Annotated in this window: 13 protein-coding genes; 6 read left to right on the top strand and 7 right to left on the bottom strand. The window is 72.6% G+C overall.

Features of this window, described 5'->3' with window-relative positions; all coding sequences use genetic code 11:
• Positions 1 to 74 precede the first annotated feature (74 nt).
• Genes ABT070_RS33910 through ABT070_RS33895 form a run of 4 tightly spaced genes read right to left on the bottom strand, consistent with a single transcriptional unit; the run spans position 75 to position 5005 of the window.
• Positions 75 to 782, bottom strand: coding sequence for a DinB family protein (locus tag ABT070_RS33910; protein WP_351766372.1), 708 nt, complete (start codon positions 780 to 782; stop codon positions 75 to 77).
• Between the two features lie 34 nt (positions 783 to 816).
• On the bottom strand, positions 817 to 2520 hold the full coding sequence (locus tag ABT070_RS33905) for a thiamine pyrophosphate-binding protein (RefSeq protein WP_351766371.1): 1704 nt from the start codon (positions 2518 to 2520) through the stop codon (positions 817 to 819).
• A complete protein-coding gene (speB, locus tag ABT070_RS33900) occupies positions 2517 to 3485 on the bottom strand; it encodes an agmatinase (RefSeq protein WP_351766369.1) in 969 nt (322 codons plus the stop codon). The genes ABT070_RS33905 and speB overlap by 4 nt, the downstream gene beginning before the upstream one ends.
• Positions 3486 to 3541: 56 nt before the next feature.
• The gene (locus tag ABT070_RS33895; protein WP_351766368.1) at positions 3542 to 5005 is read right to left on the bottom strand and encodes a sodium:solute symporter family protein; all 1464 of its coding nucleotides are present in this window, start codon (positions 5003 to 5005) and stop codon (positions 3542 to 3544) included.
• Between the two features lie 119 nt (positions 5006 to 5124).
• Between ABT070_RS33895 and ABT070_RS33890 the strand changes: the two genes are divergently transcribed.
• Positions 5125 to 6657 carry a PucR family transcriptional regulator gene (locus ABT070_RS33890; RefSeq protein WP_351766367.1) on the top strand — a complete coding sequence of 511 codons (1533 nt, stop codon included), beginning with the start codon at positions 5125 to 5127 and terminating at the stop codon, positions 6655 to 6657.
• 66 nt (positions 6658 to 6723) lie between these two features.
• Positions 6724 to 7515: a phosphatase gene (locus tag ABT070_RS33885; RefSeq protein WP_351766366.1), complete on the top strand. Its 792-nt coding sequence runs from the start codon at positions 6724 to 6726 to the stop codon at positions 7513 to 7515.
• A 63-nt stretch (positions 7516 to 7578) separates the two neighbouring features.
• On the opposite strand, the gene ABT070_RS33880 is transcribed toward ABT070_RS33885, so the two are convergent.
• The 3 genes from ABT070_RS33880 to ABT070_RS33870 form a co-directional block, all read right to left on the bottom strand.
• On the bottom strand, positions 7579 to 8451 hold the full coding sequence (locus ABT070_RS33880) for an acyl-CoA thioesterase (RefSeq protein WP_351766365.1): 873 nt from the start codon (positions 8449 to 8451) through the stop codon (positions 7579 to 7581).
• A 46-nt stretch (positions 8452 to 8497) separates the two neighbouring features.
• Positions 8498 to 9655, bottom strand: a complete 1158-nt coding sequence (locus ABT070_RS33875) for an acyl-CoA dehydrogenase family protein (RefSeq protein ID WP_171397439.1) — start codon at positions 9653 to 9655, stop codon at positions 8498 to 8500.
• A 166-nt stretch (positions 9656 to 9821) separates the two neighbouring features.
• A complete protein-coding gene (locus ABT070_RS33870) occupies positions 9822 to 10415 on the bottom strand; it encodes an SACE_7040 family transcriptional regulator (protein ID WP_351766363.1) in 594 nt (197 codons plus the stop codon).
• A 96-nt stretch (positions 10416 to 10511) separates the two neighbouring features.
• Between ABT070_RS33870 and ABT070_RS33865 the strand changes: the two genes are divergently transcribed.
• Genes ABT070_RS33865 through ABT070_RS33850 form a run of 4 tightly spaced genes read left to right on the top strand, consistent with a single transcriptional unit; the run spans position 10512 to position 16254 of the window.
• Entirely contained in the window at positions 10512 to 12128 is a 1617-nt protein-coding gene (locus tag ABT070_RS33865) for a carboxyl transferase domain-containing protein (protein ID WP_351766362.1), read from the top strand.
• Positions 12129 to 12142: 14 nt separating this feature from the next.
• On the top strand, positions 12143 to 14143 hold the full coding sequence (locus tag ABT070_RS33860; RefSeq protein ID WP_351766360.1) for an acetyl/propionyl/methylcrotonyl-CoA carboxylase subunit alpha: 2001 nt from the start codon (positions 12143 to 12145) through the stop codon (positions 14141 to 14143).
• Between the two features lie 8 nt (positions 14144 to 14151).
• Positions 14152 to 15087 (top strand): hydroxymethylglutaryl-CoA lyase, encoded by a 936-nt coding sequence (locus tag ABT070_RS33855; protein WP_351766461.1) that lies wholly within the window; start codon positions 14152 to 14154, stop codon positions 15085 to 15087.
• Between the two features lie 6 nt (positions 15088 to 15093).
• Positions 15094 to 16254: an acyl-CoA dehydrogenase family protein gene (locus ABT070_RS33850; RefSeq protein WP_351766359.1), complete on the top strand. Its 1161-nt coding sequence runs from the start codon at positions 15094 to 15096 to the stop codon at positions 16252 to 16254.
• Positions 16255 to 16407 lie beyond the last annotated feature (153 nt).

The raw sequence follows: 16407 nt of genomic DNA, 5'->3' as shown, positions 1-16407 counted from the left end.
TTCACGGGCAGCCCGCCCGGAGTGCCCGGACGACGTGCTCGGACGGCGTGCCCGTGTGCCTGCCGAGCCCAGCCCTACCGCTCGCCGCGGGGAGCGCCGTGCCAGCGCCATCGCGTGAGGCGCGCGTGCCCCGGGATCTCTCCCCGGCCGGTGGCCCACAGCAGGGTGGCCCACCGGTCGGATCCGGCGGGTGCGGCCGGTCCGGCAGGGGCGGCGGGTCCGGCACTGGCGGCGGGGGCGGCGGGGGCGTCCGGGAAGAGCCTCGTCAGCACCCGGTCGCACAGTGCGGGGTCCGGCTCCCACGGGACCCCGAGCCCCTCGGCGACGTCGTGCAGATGCACCAGCGTCTCGACGACCCCCATGGCGGCGAACCCCTCGGGGTCGGCGGCCCCGAAGACGTGATGCGCCCGGACGCCCGCCGGTGCCGTCCGCACCATAGCGGTCAGCAGCGCCCCGCAGGCCTCCAGCACCTGAGCGAGCCCGGCCGGCCCGGCCGTACGGTCCGCGAAGATCACGTTCGCCGGCGCACCGGGTCGCTCCGCACGCCACACGAAGGGCACCTCGGTGTCCGACGTCGCGCCCCGCGGGCCCAGTTGGGCGGCGTAGGCGAACAGGTCGTCGGCCAGATGCTCGACGGTCTCCCAGCAGCTCCAGTCCAGGGAACCGGCCCTGGCGTCCCAGTCGGCCGCCTCGGCCGCCCGCAGGACGGCCACCGCCGACCGGACCGCTTCCTGCACGTCGTCGGCGGTGACGGGGCCGGGTGATCCGTGTGCTTCGGACATGGCGCGACCGTATCAACCCGGCGACCGGCCGCGGCTAGGAGAGATGCGTCGCCGCGAACATCCGCAGCACCGCCGGGAGGAGGACCACCGAGGGGCCGGGCGTGGACAACGCCTTCGCCAGGTCCGCCTCCAGGGTCTCCGGGGACGTCCGCACCCCCGGCACCCCGAAGGACTCGGCCAGGGCCACGTAGTCCGGGCGGGTCAGTTCGGTGGCCGTGGGCTCGCCGAAGGCGTCGGTCATGTACTCGCGCAGGATGCCGTAGCCGCCGTCGTCGACGATCAGCCAGGTGACGTTCAGGTCGTACTGCCTGGCCGTCGCCAGCTCCGCGATCGAGTACAGCGCGCCGCCGTCGCCCGACACCGCGAGCACCGGGCGGGTCGGGTCGGCCGCCGCCGCGCCCAGCGCCGCCGGGAAGCCGTAGCCCAGGCCGCCCGCGCCCTGGGCCGAGTGCATGTGGTTGGGGCCCTTCGCGTCGAAGGCCGACCAGGCCCAGTACGCGAGGATCGTCATGTCCCAGAAGGACGGGGAGTCGGCCGGCAGCGCCCTGCGGACCGACGCCAGCACCTCCTGTTCCAGGGTGAGTTCCTGGGCGGCGATACGGTCGGCGACCTTGGCGAGGACCTCACGCACGCGCTCGGCGGCCCCCGGACGGGCCCGCTCCACCACCGGCTCCACCGGCTCCACCGTCTCCAGCAGCGCCTGCAACGCCAGTCGCGCGTCCGCGTGGATGCCGAGCGCCGGATGGTTCGACTCCAGCTTGCCGAGGTCCGCCTCGATCTGGACGACCCGGCCCCGGGGCTTGAACGTGTGGTAGTTCGAGGAGAGTTCGCCGAGCCCCGAGCCGACGACCAGGAGGACGTCCGCGTCCTCCAGGAAGTCCGTGGTGTGACGGTCCTCGATCCAGGACTGGAGCGAGAGCGGGTGCGTCCAGGGGAACGCCCCCTTGCCGCCGGGCGTGGTGACCACCGGGGCCTGCAACGCCTCCGCCAGCTGCTTCAGCTTGCCGGAGGCGTCCGACCGTACGACCCCGCCGCCCGCGATGATCGCCGGACGGGCCGCCTTCGACAGCAGATCGGCTGCCACGGCGGTCAGTTCGGGGCGCGGCGGCAGCTCTTCGGGGAAGGCGTCGCCGCCGGTCACCACCGGGATCAGCGTCTGCGCCAGGAGCACGTCCTGCGGGATCTCCACCCACACCGGGCCGTGCGGCACGGTCAGCGCGGACTTCCAGGCCGCCTCGATCGCCGACGGGATCTGTGACTGGGTGCGGACGCTGTGGACCGACTTCACCACACCGCGGAACGAGGCCGCCTGGTCGGGCAGTTCGTGCAGATAGCCGTGGCGGCCGCCGCCCAGGCCGGCCGTCGGGATCTGACTGCTGATCGCCAGCACCGGCGCCGAGGCGGCCGCGGCCTCCTGGAGCGCCGCGAGCGAGGTGAGCGCGCCCGGGCCCGTCGAGAGCAGCAGCGGGGCCGCCTCGCCGGTGATCCTGCCGTACGCGTCCGCGGCGAACCCCGCGTTGTTCTCCACCCGCAGGCCGATGTACCGCAGCGAGGAGCGGCGCAGCGCGTCGAACATGCCGAGCGCGTGCTGGCCGGGCAGTCCGAAGACGGTGGTCGCGCCGAGCCCGGCCAGCGTCTCCACGACCAGGTCTCCGCCGTTGCGGCCGGCGGGAGGGTTCAGCGCAGCGGCGGTCTGCGCCTGAGTCGGCCGAAGCACCAGGTCGTGGTCGTGAGTCACTTCGCGCGAGCCTCGGCAATCTGTCGGGACATGATCGTGGTCAGTTCGTACGCCGTGTGGGACGCGGCCACCGACGTGATCTCCGCGTGATCGTACGCGGGGGCCACCTCGACGACGTCCGCCGAGACCAGGTTGCAGGAGGCCAGGCCCCGCAGGATCTCCAGGAGCTCGCGCGAGGTCATGCCGCCCGCCTCCGGGGTCCCGGTGCCGGGGGCGTGCGCCGGGTCGAGGCAGTCGATGTCGATGGAGATGTAGAGGGGGCGGTCGCCGATGCGCTGACGCAGCTGGTCGGCGATCTCGTCGGCGCCGCGCCGGTACACGTCCGCCGAGGTGACGATGCCGAAGCCGAGCTTCTCGTCGTCGGTCAGGTCCTGCTTGCCGTACAGCGGGCCGCGGGTGCCGACGTGGGAGAGGGCCTCGGTGTCGAGGATGCCCTCCTCCACGGCCCGGCGGAACGGGGTGCCGTGGGTGTACTCCGCGCCGAAGTACGTGTCCCAGGTGTCGAGGTGCGCGTCGAAGTGGAGCAGGGCCACCGGGCCGTGCTTCTTCGCGACCGAGCGCAGCAGCGGCAGCGCGATGGTGTGGTCGCCGCCGAGGGTCATCAGGCGGGCTCCGGTGCCGAGCAGGTCGTCGGCCGCCGCCTCGATCGTCTCCACGGCCTCGTGGATGTTGAACGGGTTCGCCGCGATGTCACCGGCGTCCGCGACCTGCGCGAGGGCGAACGGGGAGGCGTCCTGCGCCGGGTTGTACGGCCGCAGCAGCCGGGACGCCTCGCGGATCGCGTTGCCGCCGAAGCGGGCGCCCGGCCGGTACGAGACACCCGAGTCGAACGGCACGCCCACCACGGCGACGTCGGCGCGGCCCACCTCGTCGAGGCGGGGCAGCCGGGCGAAGGTCGCGGGGCCCGCGTACCGCGGGATGCGGGAGGAGTCGACGGGGCCGCGGGGCGTCTCGTTGCCACTCATGGTCAAATGCTCTCTTTCTTACGCTTCATCGCGTATGTACTACTTCTCGTACGACTCTACTGGGACACCGGAACAGGCGAGGTTCCGGCCGCCTCGGGGGTCCGGCCGGCCAGCCGCTCGCGCCAGGCGGCCAGTACGGCGGGGTCGGTGGCCGGGGTCGCCAGGGAGACGGCGAGGTAGGCGGCCAGGGAGGCGAGGAGGCCGTAGTAGACCGGCTCGTTGGCGAGGATGCCGTAGCCGGCCATCAGGCCGATCACCGCGACGCCGCCGACCACGACGGAGGCGAGGGCGCCCTGGACCGTGCCGCGCTTCCAGAGCAGTCCGCCGAGGATGGGGACCAGCAGTCCGCCGACAAGCAGGTTGTAGGCCACCGTCAGCGCCTCGACGACGTTGTTCAGGGCGATCGCCGTGACGATCACCGCGACGCCCATCAGGAGGATGAACAGGCGGTTGCCCCTGACCTCGTCGCGTTCCTCGCCGTCGGCGCTCACGGAGCCCCGCAGCCGCGACCAGATGTCGTTGTTGGCGACGGTCGCGCAGGCGATCAGCGCGCCCGACGAGGTCGACATCACGGCGGCGAGCGCGGCGGCCAGCACCAGCCCGCGCACGCCGACCGGGAGTTCGTCCTTGACGATCGTCGCGAAGGCGGCGTCCGCGGAGGCGAGGTTCGGGTAGAGCACCTTGGCCGCGGTGCCGATGACGGCGCCGGCGAGGGCGTACACGAGGCAGTAGGTGCCCGCCACCGTGCCGCCCCACTTCGCCGTCCGGTCGCCGCGGGCGGTGAACACGCGCTGCCAGATGTCCTGGCCGATGAGCATGCCGAAGGTGTAGATCAGCACATAGGTGAAGATCGTCTCGCCGCCGATGCCCAGCGGGTCGAAGTACCCGGTCGGCAGCTTCGCCTTCATCTCGCTGAAGCCGCCCGCCTTGACGACCGCGATCGGCAGCAGCAGGAGGAGCACGCCGATCGTCTTCACCACGAACTGCACCATGTCGGTGAGGGTGATCGACCACATGCCGCCGAGCGTCGAGTACGCGACGACGATCGAGCCGCCGAGGATGATCGCGACGGTCCTGTTCATGTCGAAGAGGACGTCGAAGATGGTGGCGTACGCGATGGTCGACGTCACGGCGAGCATCAGGGTGTACGCCCACATCACCACGCCCGAGATCACGCCGGCCCGGCCGCCGTAGCGCAGGTCCAGCATCTCGGAGACCGTGTAGACCTTGAGCCGGGCGATGCGGGCCGAGAAGAAGACGGAGAGGGCGAGCAGGCCCAGGCCGATGGTGAACACCATCCACGCGCCGGACAGCCCGTACTGGTATCCCAGGCCCACGCCGCCGATGGTGGACGCGCCGCCCAGGACGATCGCCGCCATGGTGCCGGAGTACATGACGGGCCCGAGGCGACGCCCCGCGACCAAAAACTCGCTCTTCGAGCGGGCGCGGCGCATGCCCCACCAGCCCATGGCCAGCATGCCGGCCAGATAGACGGCGATCACGGTGTAGTCGACGGCCACGGGGCCCACCCTTCTTGATGGCTGAGGTGGTTCGGGAGTTGACCCTAGGTGGCCGAAAAGCACCCTGGAAGTGTAAGTTTCATCCACTCGAACCGCGCCCAGTGGAGGAAACGTCCATAGTGCCGGAGCCCGCCGTACCCCCCACCCCATCGGTCCCCCTCGCCGCCCTGCTGGCCCGCGAGGACCTCGCCCTGCGGCAGATCGCCGGTCCCGCCGAGCCCGGCACCGTGCTGCACGGGGCGCACACCTCGGAGATGGCCGACCCCTATCCGTATCTGCTGGGCGGCGAGCTGCTGCTCACGGCGGGCGTGCACATCCCGGAGGCCGCCGGCTCGGCCGGAGTCGCCCCCGGCCGAACGGGGCCGAGACCCGGGGACTACTTCGAGGACTACGTCTCGCGGATCGTCGAGGCGGGCGGCGCGGCCCTCGGGTTCGGGGTCGCGCCGGTGCACGACACCGTGCCCGGGGCGCTGGTCGCCGCCTGCGACGCGTACGGGCTGCCCCTCCTGGAGGTGCCACCGCAGACGACGTTCTCGGCCGTGGCCCGCGCGGTCTGGCAGCTGTTGGAGCGGGCCCGCACCGCCGAGCTGCGCCGGGTCACGGAGGCCCAGCAGAGCCTCGCGGCCGCCGCCTCCCGCCCTGACCCGGTCCCGTCCGTCCTGCGGCAGCTCGCCCAGCGGGTCGGGGGGCGCGCGGTGCTGTACGGGCCGGAGGGGACGGAGATCGCGGGGGCGGGACAGACGTCCGCGACGGACGTCCCCCTCGCCGGGCTCGCCCGCCTCCTCCTCTCCCGCGCCTCCGCCACCGCCAGCGACACCACCCCCGACGGGGTCCATCTCGCCGCCTACGCGCTCGGGGCCGGCCGGGGGTTCGTGCTCGGGGTGGCGGCGCCCCGGCGGGACCCCGGCGACCACACCATCGCCTCCGTCGCCGCCGTCCTGCTCTCCCTCCTCACCGGCGAACACCAGAGCGGCTCGGGAGCGGCCCGCTCGTCGGCGCTCGTACGGCTGCTGCTGGGGGCCGCGCCCGCCGAGGTGGCCCCGCTGCTGGGAGGCGAGCGGTGGCTCGTCGTGCACGCCCGGCCGGACGACCGGATCCCCCCGCTCCCGGCTTCGCCCGAGCGGGGGGACCCCTACCTCCCGGTGGCGGCCGCCGCGCTCGGCACCGGTCTCGGCTCACCGCTGGTCGACCTCGCGCACGACGTCGTGCGGGTCCTCGTCCCGGCCGGCGCCGCGCCGCGGCCGCAGCCGGGCTGGATCCTCGGCGTCAGCGCGGACGCGGCGCCCGCCGACTGGCCCGCCGCCGACGCGCAGGCGGCCCGGGCGCTGGCCCGGGCCCGCGCCACCCGCACGGCACTCGTCCGCCACGGCTCCGGGGGCGGGCTGCTGGACCTGGTGCCCGAGGACACGGCCCGCGCCCACGCCCGGGCGGTGCTCGCCCCGATCGAGGCGAGCGGCGCGAGCACCGCGCTCATCGAGACGCTGCGCACCTGGCTCTCCCTGCACGGCAGTTGGGACCGTACGGCGGTGGCCCTGGCCGTGCACCGCAACACCGTGCGGCAGCGGATCGCCCGCTGCGCCGCCCTGTTGGGGACGGACCTGGACGATCCGGACGTCCGGATGGAGCTGTGGTTCTCGCTCGCACAACGGTGAGTGACGCGTGTCCCAGCGTCCGGAACAGCGCAGACGCGCACAGTCCGCTGCCCCACAATGGAAACCATGCCGATACCCGGGACGCCCAGCCGCGCCGAACTCGTCGACCACCTCGTCAGAACCCGTATCGCCGGGGACGTCGCCACGCCCCGCGAGAACAACCTCTCCCACTACCGCCAGCTCGCGAACGGTGTCCGCAACTTCTGGCTCGGCCTGGAGCTCGGCGACCGCTGGACCGACGAGCAGGACGTGCTCGCGGTGATGGCGGAGCGGGTCGGCGTGAACGACGACGCCGAGTACCGCTACGGCCAGGACACCATCGACCCCGAGCTGACGGTCGACGGCCTGGACCGGCTCGCTGCCCGGCTGCGCAAGGCTGCCGAGGGACAGCAGCGGGTCCTCTTCGCCACCGGCCACCCGGGCGGCCTCCTCGACGTGCACCGCGCCACCGCCGCCGCCCTGCGCGCGGCCGGCTGCGAGATCGTCGTCATCCCGGAAGGGCTCCAGACGGACGAGGGGTACGTCTGGCAGCTGGCCGACGTGGCGGTTCTGGAACACGGCGCCACCCTCTGGCACACCCACTCGGGCGAGCCGATGAAGGCCATCCTCACCGCGCTCGAACGCGAGGGCCGGCCGCTGCCCGACCTGGTCGTCGCCGACCACGGCTGGGCGGGCTACGCCGGGCAGCACGGCGTCGACTCCGTGGGGTACGCCGACTGCAACGACCCGGCGCTGTTCATCGCCGAGTCGGAGGGCACCGTCCAGGTGGCGGTCCCGCTCGACGACCACGTCGTCAGCCCGCGTCACTACGACGTGATGACGGCCTATCTGCTGGCCGCGGCGGGACTGACCGACTAGGTCCCGTCCTGGGCGAGGTCCTCCCGGCAGGGGCGCCGCCCGCGCGCGTGCGGCGCCGGGTGCTCAGCCGCCCCGCGGGGCGCGGACCACGCCCTCCTGGATCACCGAGACGGCGAGCCGGCCGTCCTGGGTGTAGATGCGGGCCTGGCCGAGGCCCCGGCCGCCGTGCGCGGACGGCGACTCCTGGTCGTAGAGGAGCCATTCGTCGGCGCGGAACGGGCGGTGGAACCACATCGCGTGGTCCAGGGACGCCCCCACCACGTCACCGACCGCCCAGCCGCCGCGCCCGTGCGCGAGCAGGACCGAGTCCAGGAGCGTCATGTCGGAGACGTAGGTGGCGAGGACGACGTGCAGGAGAGGGTCGTCGGCCAGCTTGCCGTTGGCGCGGAACCAGACCTGGGAGTGCGGTTCGCGCGGTGCGCCGTACCGGCCGTAGGGCGGCTCGTCGACGTAGCGCAGGTCGACCGCCTCGCGGGCCTCCAGGAACCGCTCGACGACCTCGGGATCGAGGTGCGCGTAGCCGCGCAGCCGTTCCTCGGAGGTCGGCAGCGTGGCCGGGTCCGGGGCCGGCGGCATCGGGGCCTGGTGTTCGAAGCCCTCCTCGTACCGCTGGAAGGAGGCGGACAGCGCGAAGATCGGCTGTCCGTGCTGGACGGCGACGACGCGGCGCGCGGTGAAGGACCGGCCGTCGTTCATCCGGTCGACCGTGTAGACGATGGGCGCGCCAGGGTCCCCCATGCGCAGGAAGTACGCGTGCAGGGAGTGGGCGAGACGGTCCTCGGGGACCGTCCGTCCGGCGGCGACCAGCGCCTGCGCCGCGACCTGCCCGCCGAAGACCCGCGGGACGACGGCGGAGCGGGACCGGCCGCGGAAGATGTTCTCCTCGATCTGCTCGATGTCGAGCAGATCGAGGAGATCCTGTAGTGCCTGGCTCATGGGAGACAGTTGTACCCGCCAGTGATTTCCTGAGGTTTCCCGGGCCTTACAGGCCCATGTCCTTGGCGATGATCGACTTCATGATCTCGCTGGTGCCGCCGTAGATGCGGTTGACGCGGTTGTCCGCGTACAGGCGGGCGATCGGGTACTCGTTCATGAAGCCGTAGCCGCCGTGCAGCTGGAGGCAGCGGTCGATCACCCGGTGGGCGACCTCGGTGCAGAACAGCTTGGCGCTGGCGGCCTCGGCCGGGGTCAGCTCGCCCGCGTCCAGGGCCTCCGTGGCGCGGTCGGCGACGGCCTCGGCCGCGTCCACCTCGGCCTGGCAGGCGGCCAGCTCGAACTTGGTGTTCTGGAAGTGCGCGACCGGCTTGCCGAAGACCACGCGCTCCTGCACGTACTGCTTGGCGAACCGGACGGCGGCCTTGGCCTGCGCGTACGCACCGTAGGCGATGCCCCAGCGCTCGGAGGCGAGGTTGTGGCCGAGGTAGTAGAAGCCCTTGTTCTCCTCGCCGAGCAGGTCCTCGACGGGCACCTTGACGTCGACGAACGCCAGCTCGGCGGTGTCGGAGGTCTTCAGGCCGAGCTTGTCCAGCTTGCGGCCGACCGAGTAGCCCTCGGCCTTGGTGTCCACCACGAAGAGGGAGATGCCGTGACGGCGGTCCTCGGCGGTGGGCGCGGAGGTGCGGGCGCAGACGATCATGCGGTCGGCGTGCACGCCACCGGTGATGAAGGTCTTGGAGCCGTTGAGGACGTAGTGCGTGCCGTCCTCGGAGAGCTTGGCGGTGCTCTTCATGCCCGCGAGGTCGGAGCCGGTGCCCGGCTCGGTCATCGCGATCGCCCACATCTCCTCGCCGGAGACGAACTTCGGCAGGAAGCGCTTCTTCTGCTCGTCGGTGGCGAGCAGCTTGAGGTACGGCAGACCGAGCAGCACGTGGACACCGGAACCGCCGAAGGAGACGCCCGCGCGGGCGGTCTCCTCGTACAGCACGGCCTCGAACTTGTACGAGTCGATGCCGGCGCCGCCGTACTCCTCGTCGACGCGGATGCCGAAGACGCCGAGCTCGGCGAGCTTGTAGTAGAAGTCGCGCGGCGCCTGGCCGGCCGCGAACCACTCGTCGTAGACGGGAACGACCTCGGCCTCGATGAAGGCCCGGAGAGTCTCCCGGAACGCCTCGTGGTCCTCGTTGAACACCGTACGGCGCACCGCCGGCCCCTCTCTGCGCCTAAGCCGGCGCCGCTCTCGCGGATGTGGTTGCTCGCCGTCGGGGTGCTCGAATGATGGCTGCCACCCATTGGCTAAGCGCTTGCTCAGAGAACAACCGTACCGGCGAGTACGAAGAGCGTCCAGGGTGGGGCGGGGGTAACGCTCGTCACTCCACGGCCGCCGCGAAGGCCCCCCTGGCCATCCGGTGCAGCAGCGCCGCCGTGACCGCGCGGCCCGGCAGGGAACCCGGCCGGCCGAGGTGCGGGGTGGAGTTCAGCAGACCGAAGACGGAGTGCACCGCCGAGCGGGCGGTCGGCTCGGCGAGGCCCGGATACACGGCACGCAGGGCCTCCACCCACAGTTCGACGTACTGCCGCTGGAGCTGGCGGACCAGCTTGCGGTCGCTGTCACGGAGGCGGTCCAGCTCACGGTCGTGCAGGGTGATCAGGGGACGGTCGTCGAGGGCGAAGTCGATGTGGCCCTCGACGAGCGAGTCGAGGAACGCCTCGGGCGGCACGCCGTCGGCCTCCTGGAGGCGCCGCTTCGCGCCGGTCAGCAGCCGGCCGCTGATGCCGACCAGCAGTTCGGCGAGCATCGCGTCCTTGCCCGGGAAGTGCCGGTAGAGCCCCGGCCCGCTGATGCCGACGGCGGCGCCTATCTCGTCCACCCCCACGCCGTGGAACCCGCGCTCGGCGAACAGCCGCGCGGCCTCCCTGAGGATCTGCTCGCGACGGGTCGGTGCGTCGGTTCTCGTGGCCATGAGGGCAATTCTAGACAGGGAGGTTAGCGGTCGTTAACCTGGAGGAAATGGTTAACGCTCATTAACAGTCGATCACTGGGTGAGGGGACCGCAAGGATGGAGCAGGCACCGGAGCTGACGAGCGCGGCAGACCCCGCGTCGGAGGCCTGGCGGGCCAACGAGGCGGCGCACCGCGCACTCGTCGACGAGCTGCGCGGCAAGCTGGCCGCGGCCCGGCTGGGGGGTGGGGAGAAGGCGAGGGCGCGCCATACCGCGCGCGGGAAGCTGCTGCCCCGGGACCGGGTCGACACCCTCCTGGATCCGGGGTCGCCCTTCCTGGAGCTCGCCCCGCTCGCCGCCGACGGCATGTACGAGGGGCAGGCCCCGGCGGCCGGGGTCATCGCCGGGATCGGGCGGGTCGGCGGTCGCGCGTGCGTGATCGTCGCCAACGACGCCACCGTCAAGGGCGGCACGTACTACCCGATGACGGTGAAGAAGCATCTGCGGGCCCAGGAGGTCGCCCTCGAGAACCGGCTGCCCTGCCTGTATCTCGTGGACTCGGGCGGGGCCTTCCTGCCCATGCAGGACGAGGTGTTCCCGGACCGGGAGCACTTCGGGCGGATCTTCTACAACCAGGCCCGGATGTCCGGGGCCGGGATCCCGCAGATCGCGGCGGTCCTGGGCTCGTGCACGGCCGGCGGGGCCTACGTCCCGGCCATGAGCGACGAGGCCGTCATCGTCCGCGGCCAGGGCACGATCTTCCTGGGCGGGCCCCCGCTGGTGAAGGCCGCCACCGGCGAGGTCGTCACCGCGGAGGAACTGGGCGGCGGCGAGGTGCACGCGCGGGTGTCCGGCGTGACCGACCACCTCGCGGAGGACGACGCGCACGCGCTGCGCATCGTCCGGAACATCGTCGGCACGCTCCCCGCGCGCGGGCCCCTGCCCTGGGAGGTGCGGGCGCCCGTCGAGCCCAAGGTCGACCCCTACGGGCTGTACGGCGCGGTGCCCGTCGACTCCCGCACCCCCTACGACGCGCGCGAGGTCATCGCGCGCGTGGTCGACGGCTCCCGCTTCGCGGAGTTCAAGGCCGAGTTCGGGCAGACCCTGGTCACCGGCTTCGCCCGGATCCACGGCCACCCGGTCGGCATCGTCGCCAACAACGGCATCCTGTTCTCCGAGTCCGCCCAGAAGGGCGCGCACTTCATCGAGCTGTGCGACCAGCGCGGGATCCCGCTGGTGTTCCTCCAGAACATCTCCGGGTTCATGGTCGGCCGGGACTACGAGGCCGGCGGCATCGCCAAGCACGGCGCCAAGATGGTGACCGCCGTCGCGTGCACGCGCGTGCCGAAGCTGACGGTCGTTGTCGGCGGGTCGTACGGCGCCGGGAACTACTCGATGTGCGGCCGGGCCTACTCCCCCCGCTTCCTGTGGATGTGGCCGGGCGCCAAGATCTCCGTCATGGGCGGCGAACAGGCCGCCTCCGTCCTCGCCACCGTCAAGCGGGACCAGCTCGAGGCGCGGGGCCAGGAGTGGCCCGCGGACGAGGAAGAAGCCTTCAAGGCACCGGTCCGGCAGCAGTACGAGCGCCAGGGCAACGCCTACTACGCCACCGCCCGGCTCTGGGACGACGGCGTCATCGACCCGCTGGAGACCCGGCAGGTACTGGGCCTCGCCCTGACCGCCTGTGCCCATGCGCCTCTGGGTGAACCCCAGTTCGGCGTCTTCCGGATGTGAGGAGGGGAGCCTTGATGTTCGACACCGTGCTTGTGGCCAACCGGGGCGAGATCGCCGTCCGCGTCATCCGCACCCTGCGCGCGCTGGGGGTGCGCTCGGTGGCCGTCTTCTCGGACGCCGACGCGGACGCCCGGCACGTCCGGGAGGCGGACACGGCCGTGCACATCGGTCCGCCGCCGGCGGCCGAGAGCTATCTGTCGGTGGAGCGGCTGCTCGCCGCGGCCGCCCGCACCGGCGCCCAGGCGGTCCACCCCGGCTACGGCTTCCTCGCGGAGAACGCCGGCTTCGCGCGCGCCTGCGCCGACGCCGGGCTGGTCTTCATCGGGCCGCCCGCGGACGCCATCTCTCTGATGGGCGACAAGATCCGGGCCAAGGAGACCGTGCAGGCGGCCGGCGTGCCGGTCGTCCCCGGCGGCCGGGACCCCGAACTGGCCGAGGCGGCCCACCAGCTGGGCGCGCCCGTCCTGCTCAAGCCGTCGGCCGGCGGCGGCGGCAAGGGCATGCGCCTGGTGCGGGACCTGGCCGTGCTGGAGGAGGAGATCGCCGCCGCCCGCCGCGAGGCCCGCGCCTCCTTCGGGGACGACACGCTCCTCGTCGAGCGGTGGGTGGACCGGCCCCGGCACATCGAGATCCAGGTCCTGGCCGACGGCCACGGGAACGTCGTGCACCTGGGCGAGCGCGAGTGCTCCCTCCAGCGCCGGCACCAGAAGATCGTCGAGGAGGCGCCCTCCGTCCTGCTGGACGACAGGACCCGGGCGGCCATGGGCGAGGCCGCGGTCCAGGCGGCGCGTTCGTGCGGGTACCGGGGCGCGGGCACGGTGGAGTTCATCGTGCCGGGCAACGACCCGTCCTCGTACTACTTCATGGAGATGAACACCCGCCTCCAGGTGGAGCACCCGGTCACCGAACTGGTCACCGGCCTGGACCTGGTGGAGTGGCAGCTGCGGGTGGCCGCCGGTGAGCCGCTGTCCTTCGGCCAGGACGACGTCCGGCTGACCGGGCACGCGGTCGAGGCGCGGATCTGCGCCGAGGACCCCGCGCGCGGGTTCCTGCCCTCCGGCGGGACGGTGCTCCTGCTGCGCGAACCCCAGGGCGACGGCGTGCGCACCGACTCCGGGCTGAGCGAGGGCACCGAGGTCGGCAGCCTCTACGACCCGATGCTGTCCAAGGTGATCGCCTACGGACCGGACCGGGAGACCGCGCTGCGCAGGCTCCGGGCGGCCCTCGCGGAGACGGTCACGCTGGGCGTGCAGACCAACGCCGGGTTCCTGCGGCGGCTGCTGGCCCATCCGGCGGTGGTGGCCGGCGAGCTGGACACCGGCCTGGTGGAGCGGGAGGCCCCGACGCTCGTCGCGGCCGACGTGCCGCAGGACGTCTACGCGGCGGCCGCGCTGCTGCGCCAGGCCGCGCTCGCCCCCACGCCCGGTACGGGCTGGGTGGACCCCTTCTCCGTCGCGGACGGCTGGCGGCTGGGCGGTGAGCCGGCCTGGACGGCACACCACCTGCAGGTGCCGGGACACGACCCGGTGACCGTCCGCGTGCGCGGCACGGCGGACGGCACGGCCGAGGTGCTGCCGGCCGGGGCGGACACCCCGCTGCGGGGCGCCGGAGGCCCGCTCCCGGCGCCGGGCACGGACTCCCGGTTCGGCTGCCGGCTCGACGGCGTCGCACAGTCCTTCGCCGCGCTGCCGGACGGCACCTGGCTGGGCCGGGACGGCGACGCCTGGAATGTGCGCGATCACGATCCGGTCGCCGAGTCCCTCTCCCGAGGGGCCCACGCGGGCGCCGACTCGCTCACCGCGCCCATGCCCGGCACGGTCACGGTGGTGAAGGTCGCCGTCGGCGACGAGGTGGCCGCGGGCCAGTCCCTGCTCGTCGTCGAGGCGATGAAGATGGAACACGTCATCTCCGCCCCGCACGCCGGCACGGTCGCCGAACTGGACGTGACGCCGGGCACGACGGTCGCCATGGACCAGGTGCTGGCCGTCATCGCCCCGGCGGAGGAGGACCGGTGACCCTTCCCATGGCCGTACCGGCCCCGGGCCTGCCCACGCGGGTGCGCATCCACGAGGTGGGTCCGCGCGACGGCCTCCAGAACGAGAAGTCGACCGTGCCGACGGCCGTCAAGGCGGAGTTCGTCCACCGCCTCGCCGACGCGGGCCTCACCACCATCGAGGCCACCAGCTTCGTCCATCCCGGCTGGGTGCCCCAACTCGCGGACGCCGAGGAGCTGTTCCCGCAAGTGAGCGGCCTCGATGTGGCGCTCCCGGTGCTGGTGCCGAACGAGCGCGGCCTGGACCGCGCGCTCTCCCTCGGCGCCCGCCGGGTCGCCGTCTTCGCCAGTGCCACCGAGTCCTTCGCCAAGGCCAACCTCAACCGCACGGTGGACGAGGTGCTGGCGATGTCCGAGCCGGTGGTGGCCCGGGCCAAGGCGCAGGACGTGCATGTGCGCGGCTATCTCTCCATGTGCTTCGGCGACCCGTGGGAGGGCGCGGTCCCGGTCGAGCAGGTCGTCCGGGTCTGCCGGGCCCTGCTCGACCTGGGCTGCGACGAACTGAGCCTGGGCGACACGATCGGCGTGGCCACCCCGGGCCATGTCCGGGCCCTGCTCACCGCGCTGAACGAACAGGGCGTGCCCACCGGCGTGCTGGGCGTGCACTTCCACGACACGTACGGCCAGGCACTGGCCAACACCCTCGCCGCGCTCCAGCACGGCGTCACCACCGTCGACGCCTCGGCGGGCGGTCTCGGCGGCTGCCCGTACGCCAAGTCCGCCACCGGCAATCTCGCCACCGAGGACCTGGTGTGGATGCTGCGGGGCCTCGGCATCGACACCGGGGTGGACCTCGGCCGTCTCGTCGCCACAAGCGAGTGGATGGCCGGCCGACTGGGCCGACCCAGCCCTTCCCGCACCGTCCGAGCACTCGGCACCCTCACAGAGCCCCACAAGGAGCAGTGACCCGACATGGACCACCGTCTCTCCCCCGAACTGGAAGAACTCCGGCGCACTGTCGAGGAGTTCGCGCACGACGTGGTCGCGCCCAAGATCGGTGACTTCTACGAGCGGCACGAGTTCCCGTACGAGATCGTCCGGGAGATGGGCCGCATGGGCCTGTTCGGGCTGCCGTTCCCCGAGGAGCACGGCGGCATGGGCGGCGACTACCTCGCCCTCGGCATCGTGCTGGAGGAACTCGCGCGCGTCGACTCGTCCGTGGCGATCACCCTGGAGGCGGGCGTCTCGCTGGGCGCCATGCCGATCCATCTCTTCGGGACACCGGAGCAGAAGCGGGAGTGGCTGCCGCGGCTGTGCTCCGGCGAGATCCTGGGCGCCTTCGGGCTGACCGAGCCGGACGGCGGCTCCGACGCGGGCGCCACGCGTACGACGGCCCGGCTCGACCCCGGGACGGACGAGTGGGTGATCAACGGCTCCAAGTGCTTCATCACCAACTCGGGCACGGACATCACGGGGCTGGTCACGGTCACGGCGGTGACCGGCCGCAAGCCGGACGGCCGCCCGCTGATCTCGGCGATCATCGTCCCGTCCGGCACGCCGGGCTTCACGGTCGCGAGCCCCTACTCGAAGGTCGGCTGGAACGCCTCCGACACCCGTGAACTGTCCTTCTCGGACGTGCGGGTCCCGGCGGCGAACCTGCTGGGCGAAGAGGGCCGCGGGTACGCGCAGTTCCTGCGGATCCTCGACGAGGGGCGCGTCGCCATCGCGGCGCTCGCGACCGGCCTCGCGCAGGGCTGTGTGGACGAGTCGGTGAAGTACGCGAAGGAACGGCACGCGTTCGGCCGTCCGATCGGGGCCAACCAGGCCATCCAGTTCAAGATCGCCGATATGGAGATGAAGGCGCACACGGCGCGCCTCGCCTGGCGGGACGCGGCCTCGCGGCTGGTGGCCGGCGATCCCTTCAAGAAGGAGGCGGCCCTCGCCAAGCTCTACTCGTCGACGATCGCCGTCGACAACGCCCGCGACGCCACCCAAGTGCACGGCGGCTACGGCTTCATGAACGAGTACCCGGTGGCCCGGATGTGGCGCGACTCCAAGATCCTGGAGATCGGGGAGGGCACGAGCGAGGTGCAACGGATGCTGATCGCGCGCGAGTTGGGGCTGCCCGGCTGAGCCCCGGCCGGAAGTCGGCCTGACCGCGCGGAGCCTGTGCGCACACGAGGCCGCCGTGCCGCTCGATCCGGGCCGGTACGGCGGCCTCCCGGGCACGCCCCGAGGGCGTCCGACCACCCTCTGGACACAAGCTGAGGTTAGGCTAACCTACGT

The sequence above is a fragment of the Streptomyces sp. NPDC002884 genome (assembly GCF_040295245.1).
In the GTDB taxonomy this organism is placed as follows: domain Bacteria; phylum Actinomycetota; class Actinomycetes; order Streptomycetales; family Streptomycetaceae; genus Streptomyces.
Note: the sequence above shows the minus strand (reverse complement) of the source record. Positions and strands in the feature narration are given on the sequence as shown.

What these genes read in the sequence shown, in the direction of transcription:
- ABT070_RS33860 (WP_351766360.1), top strand. Translation starts at nt 12,143, where the DNA reads ATGTTCGACACCGTGCTTGTGGCCAACCGGGGCGAGATCGCCGTCCGC.
- ABT070_RS33910 (WP_351766372.1), bottom strand. Translation starts at nt 782, where the DNA reads ATGTCCGAAGCACACGGATCACCCGGCCCCGTCACCGCCGACGACGTG.
- ABT070_RS33850 (WP_351766359.1), top strand. Translation starts at nt 15,094, where the DNA reads ATGGACCACCGTCTCTCCCCCGAACTGGAAGAACTCCGGCGCACTGTC.
- ABT070_RS33885 (WP_351766366.1), top strand. Translation starts at nt 6,724, where the DNA reads ATGCCGATACCCGGGACGCCCAGCCGCGCCGAACTCGTCGACCACCTC.
- ABT070_RS33865 (WP_351766362.1), top strand. Translation starts at nt 10,512, where the DNA reads ATGGAGCAGGCACCGGAGCTGACGAGCGCGGCAGACCCCGCGTCGGAG.
- ABT070_RS33880 (WP_351766365.1), bottom strand. Translation starts at nt 8,451, where the DNA reads ATGAGCCAGGCACTACAGGATCTCCTCGATCTGCTCGACATCGAGCAG.
- ABT070_RS33855 (WP_351766461.1), top strand. Translation starts at nt 14,152, where the DNA reads ATGGCCGTACCGGCCCCGGGCCTGCCCACGCGGGTGCGCATCCACGAG.
- ABT070_RS33870 (WP_351766363.1), bottom strand. Translation starts at nt 10,415, where the DNA reads ATGGCCACGAGAACCGACGCACCGACCCGTCGCGAGCAGATCCTCAGG.
- speB (WP_351766369.1), bottom strand. Translation starts at nt 3,485, where the DNA reads ATGAGTGGCAACGAGACGCCCCGCGGCCCCGTCGACTCCTCCCGCATC.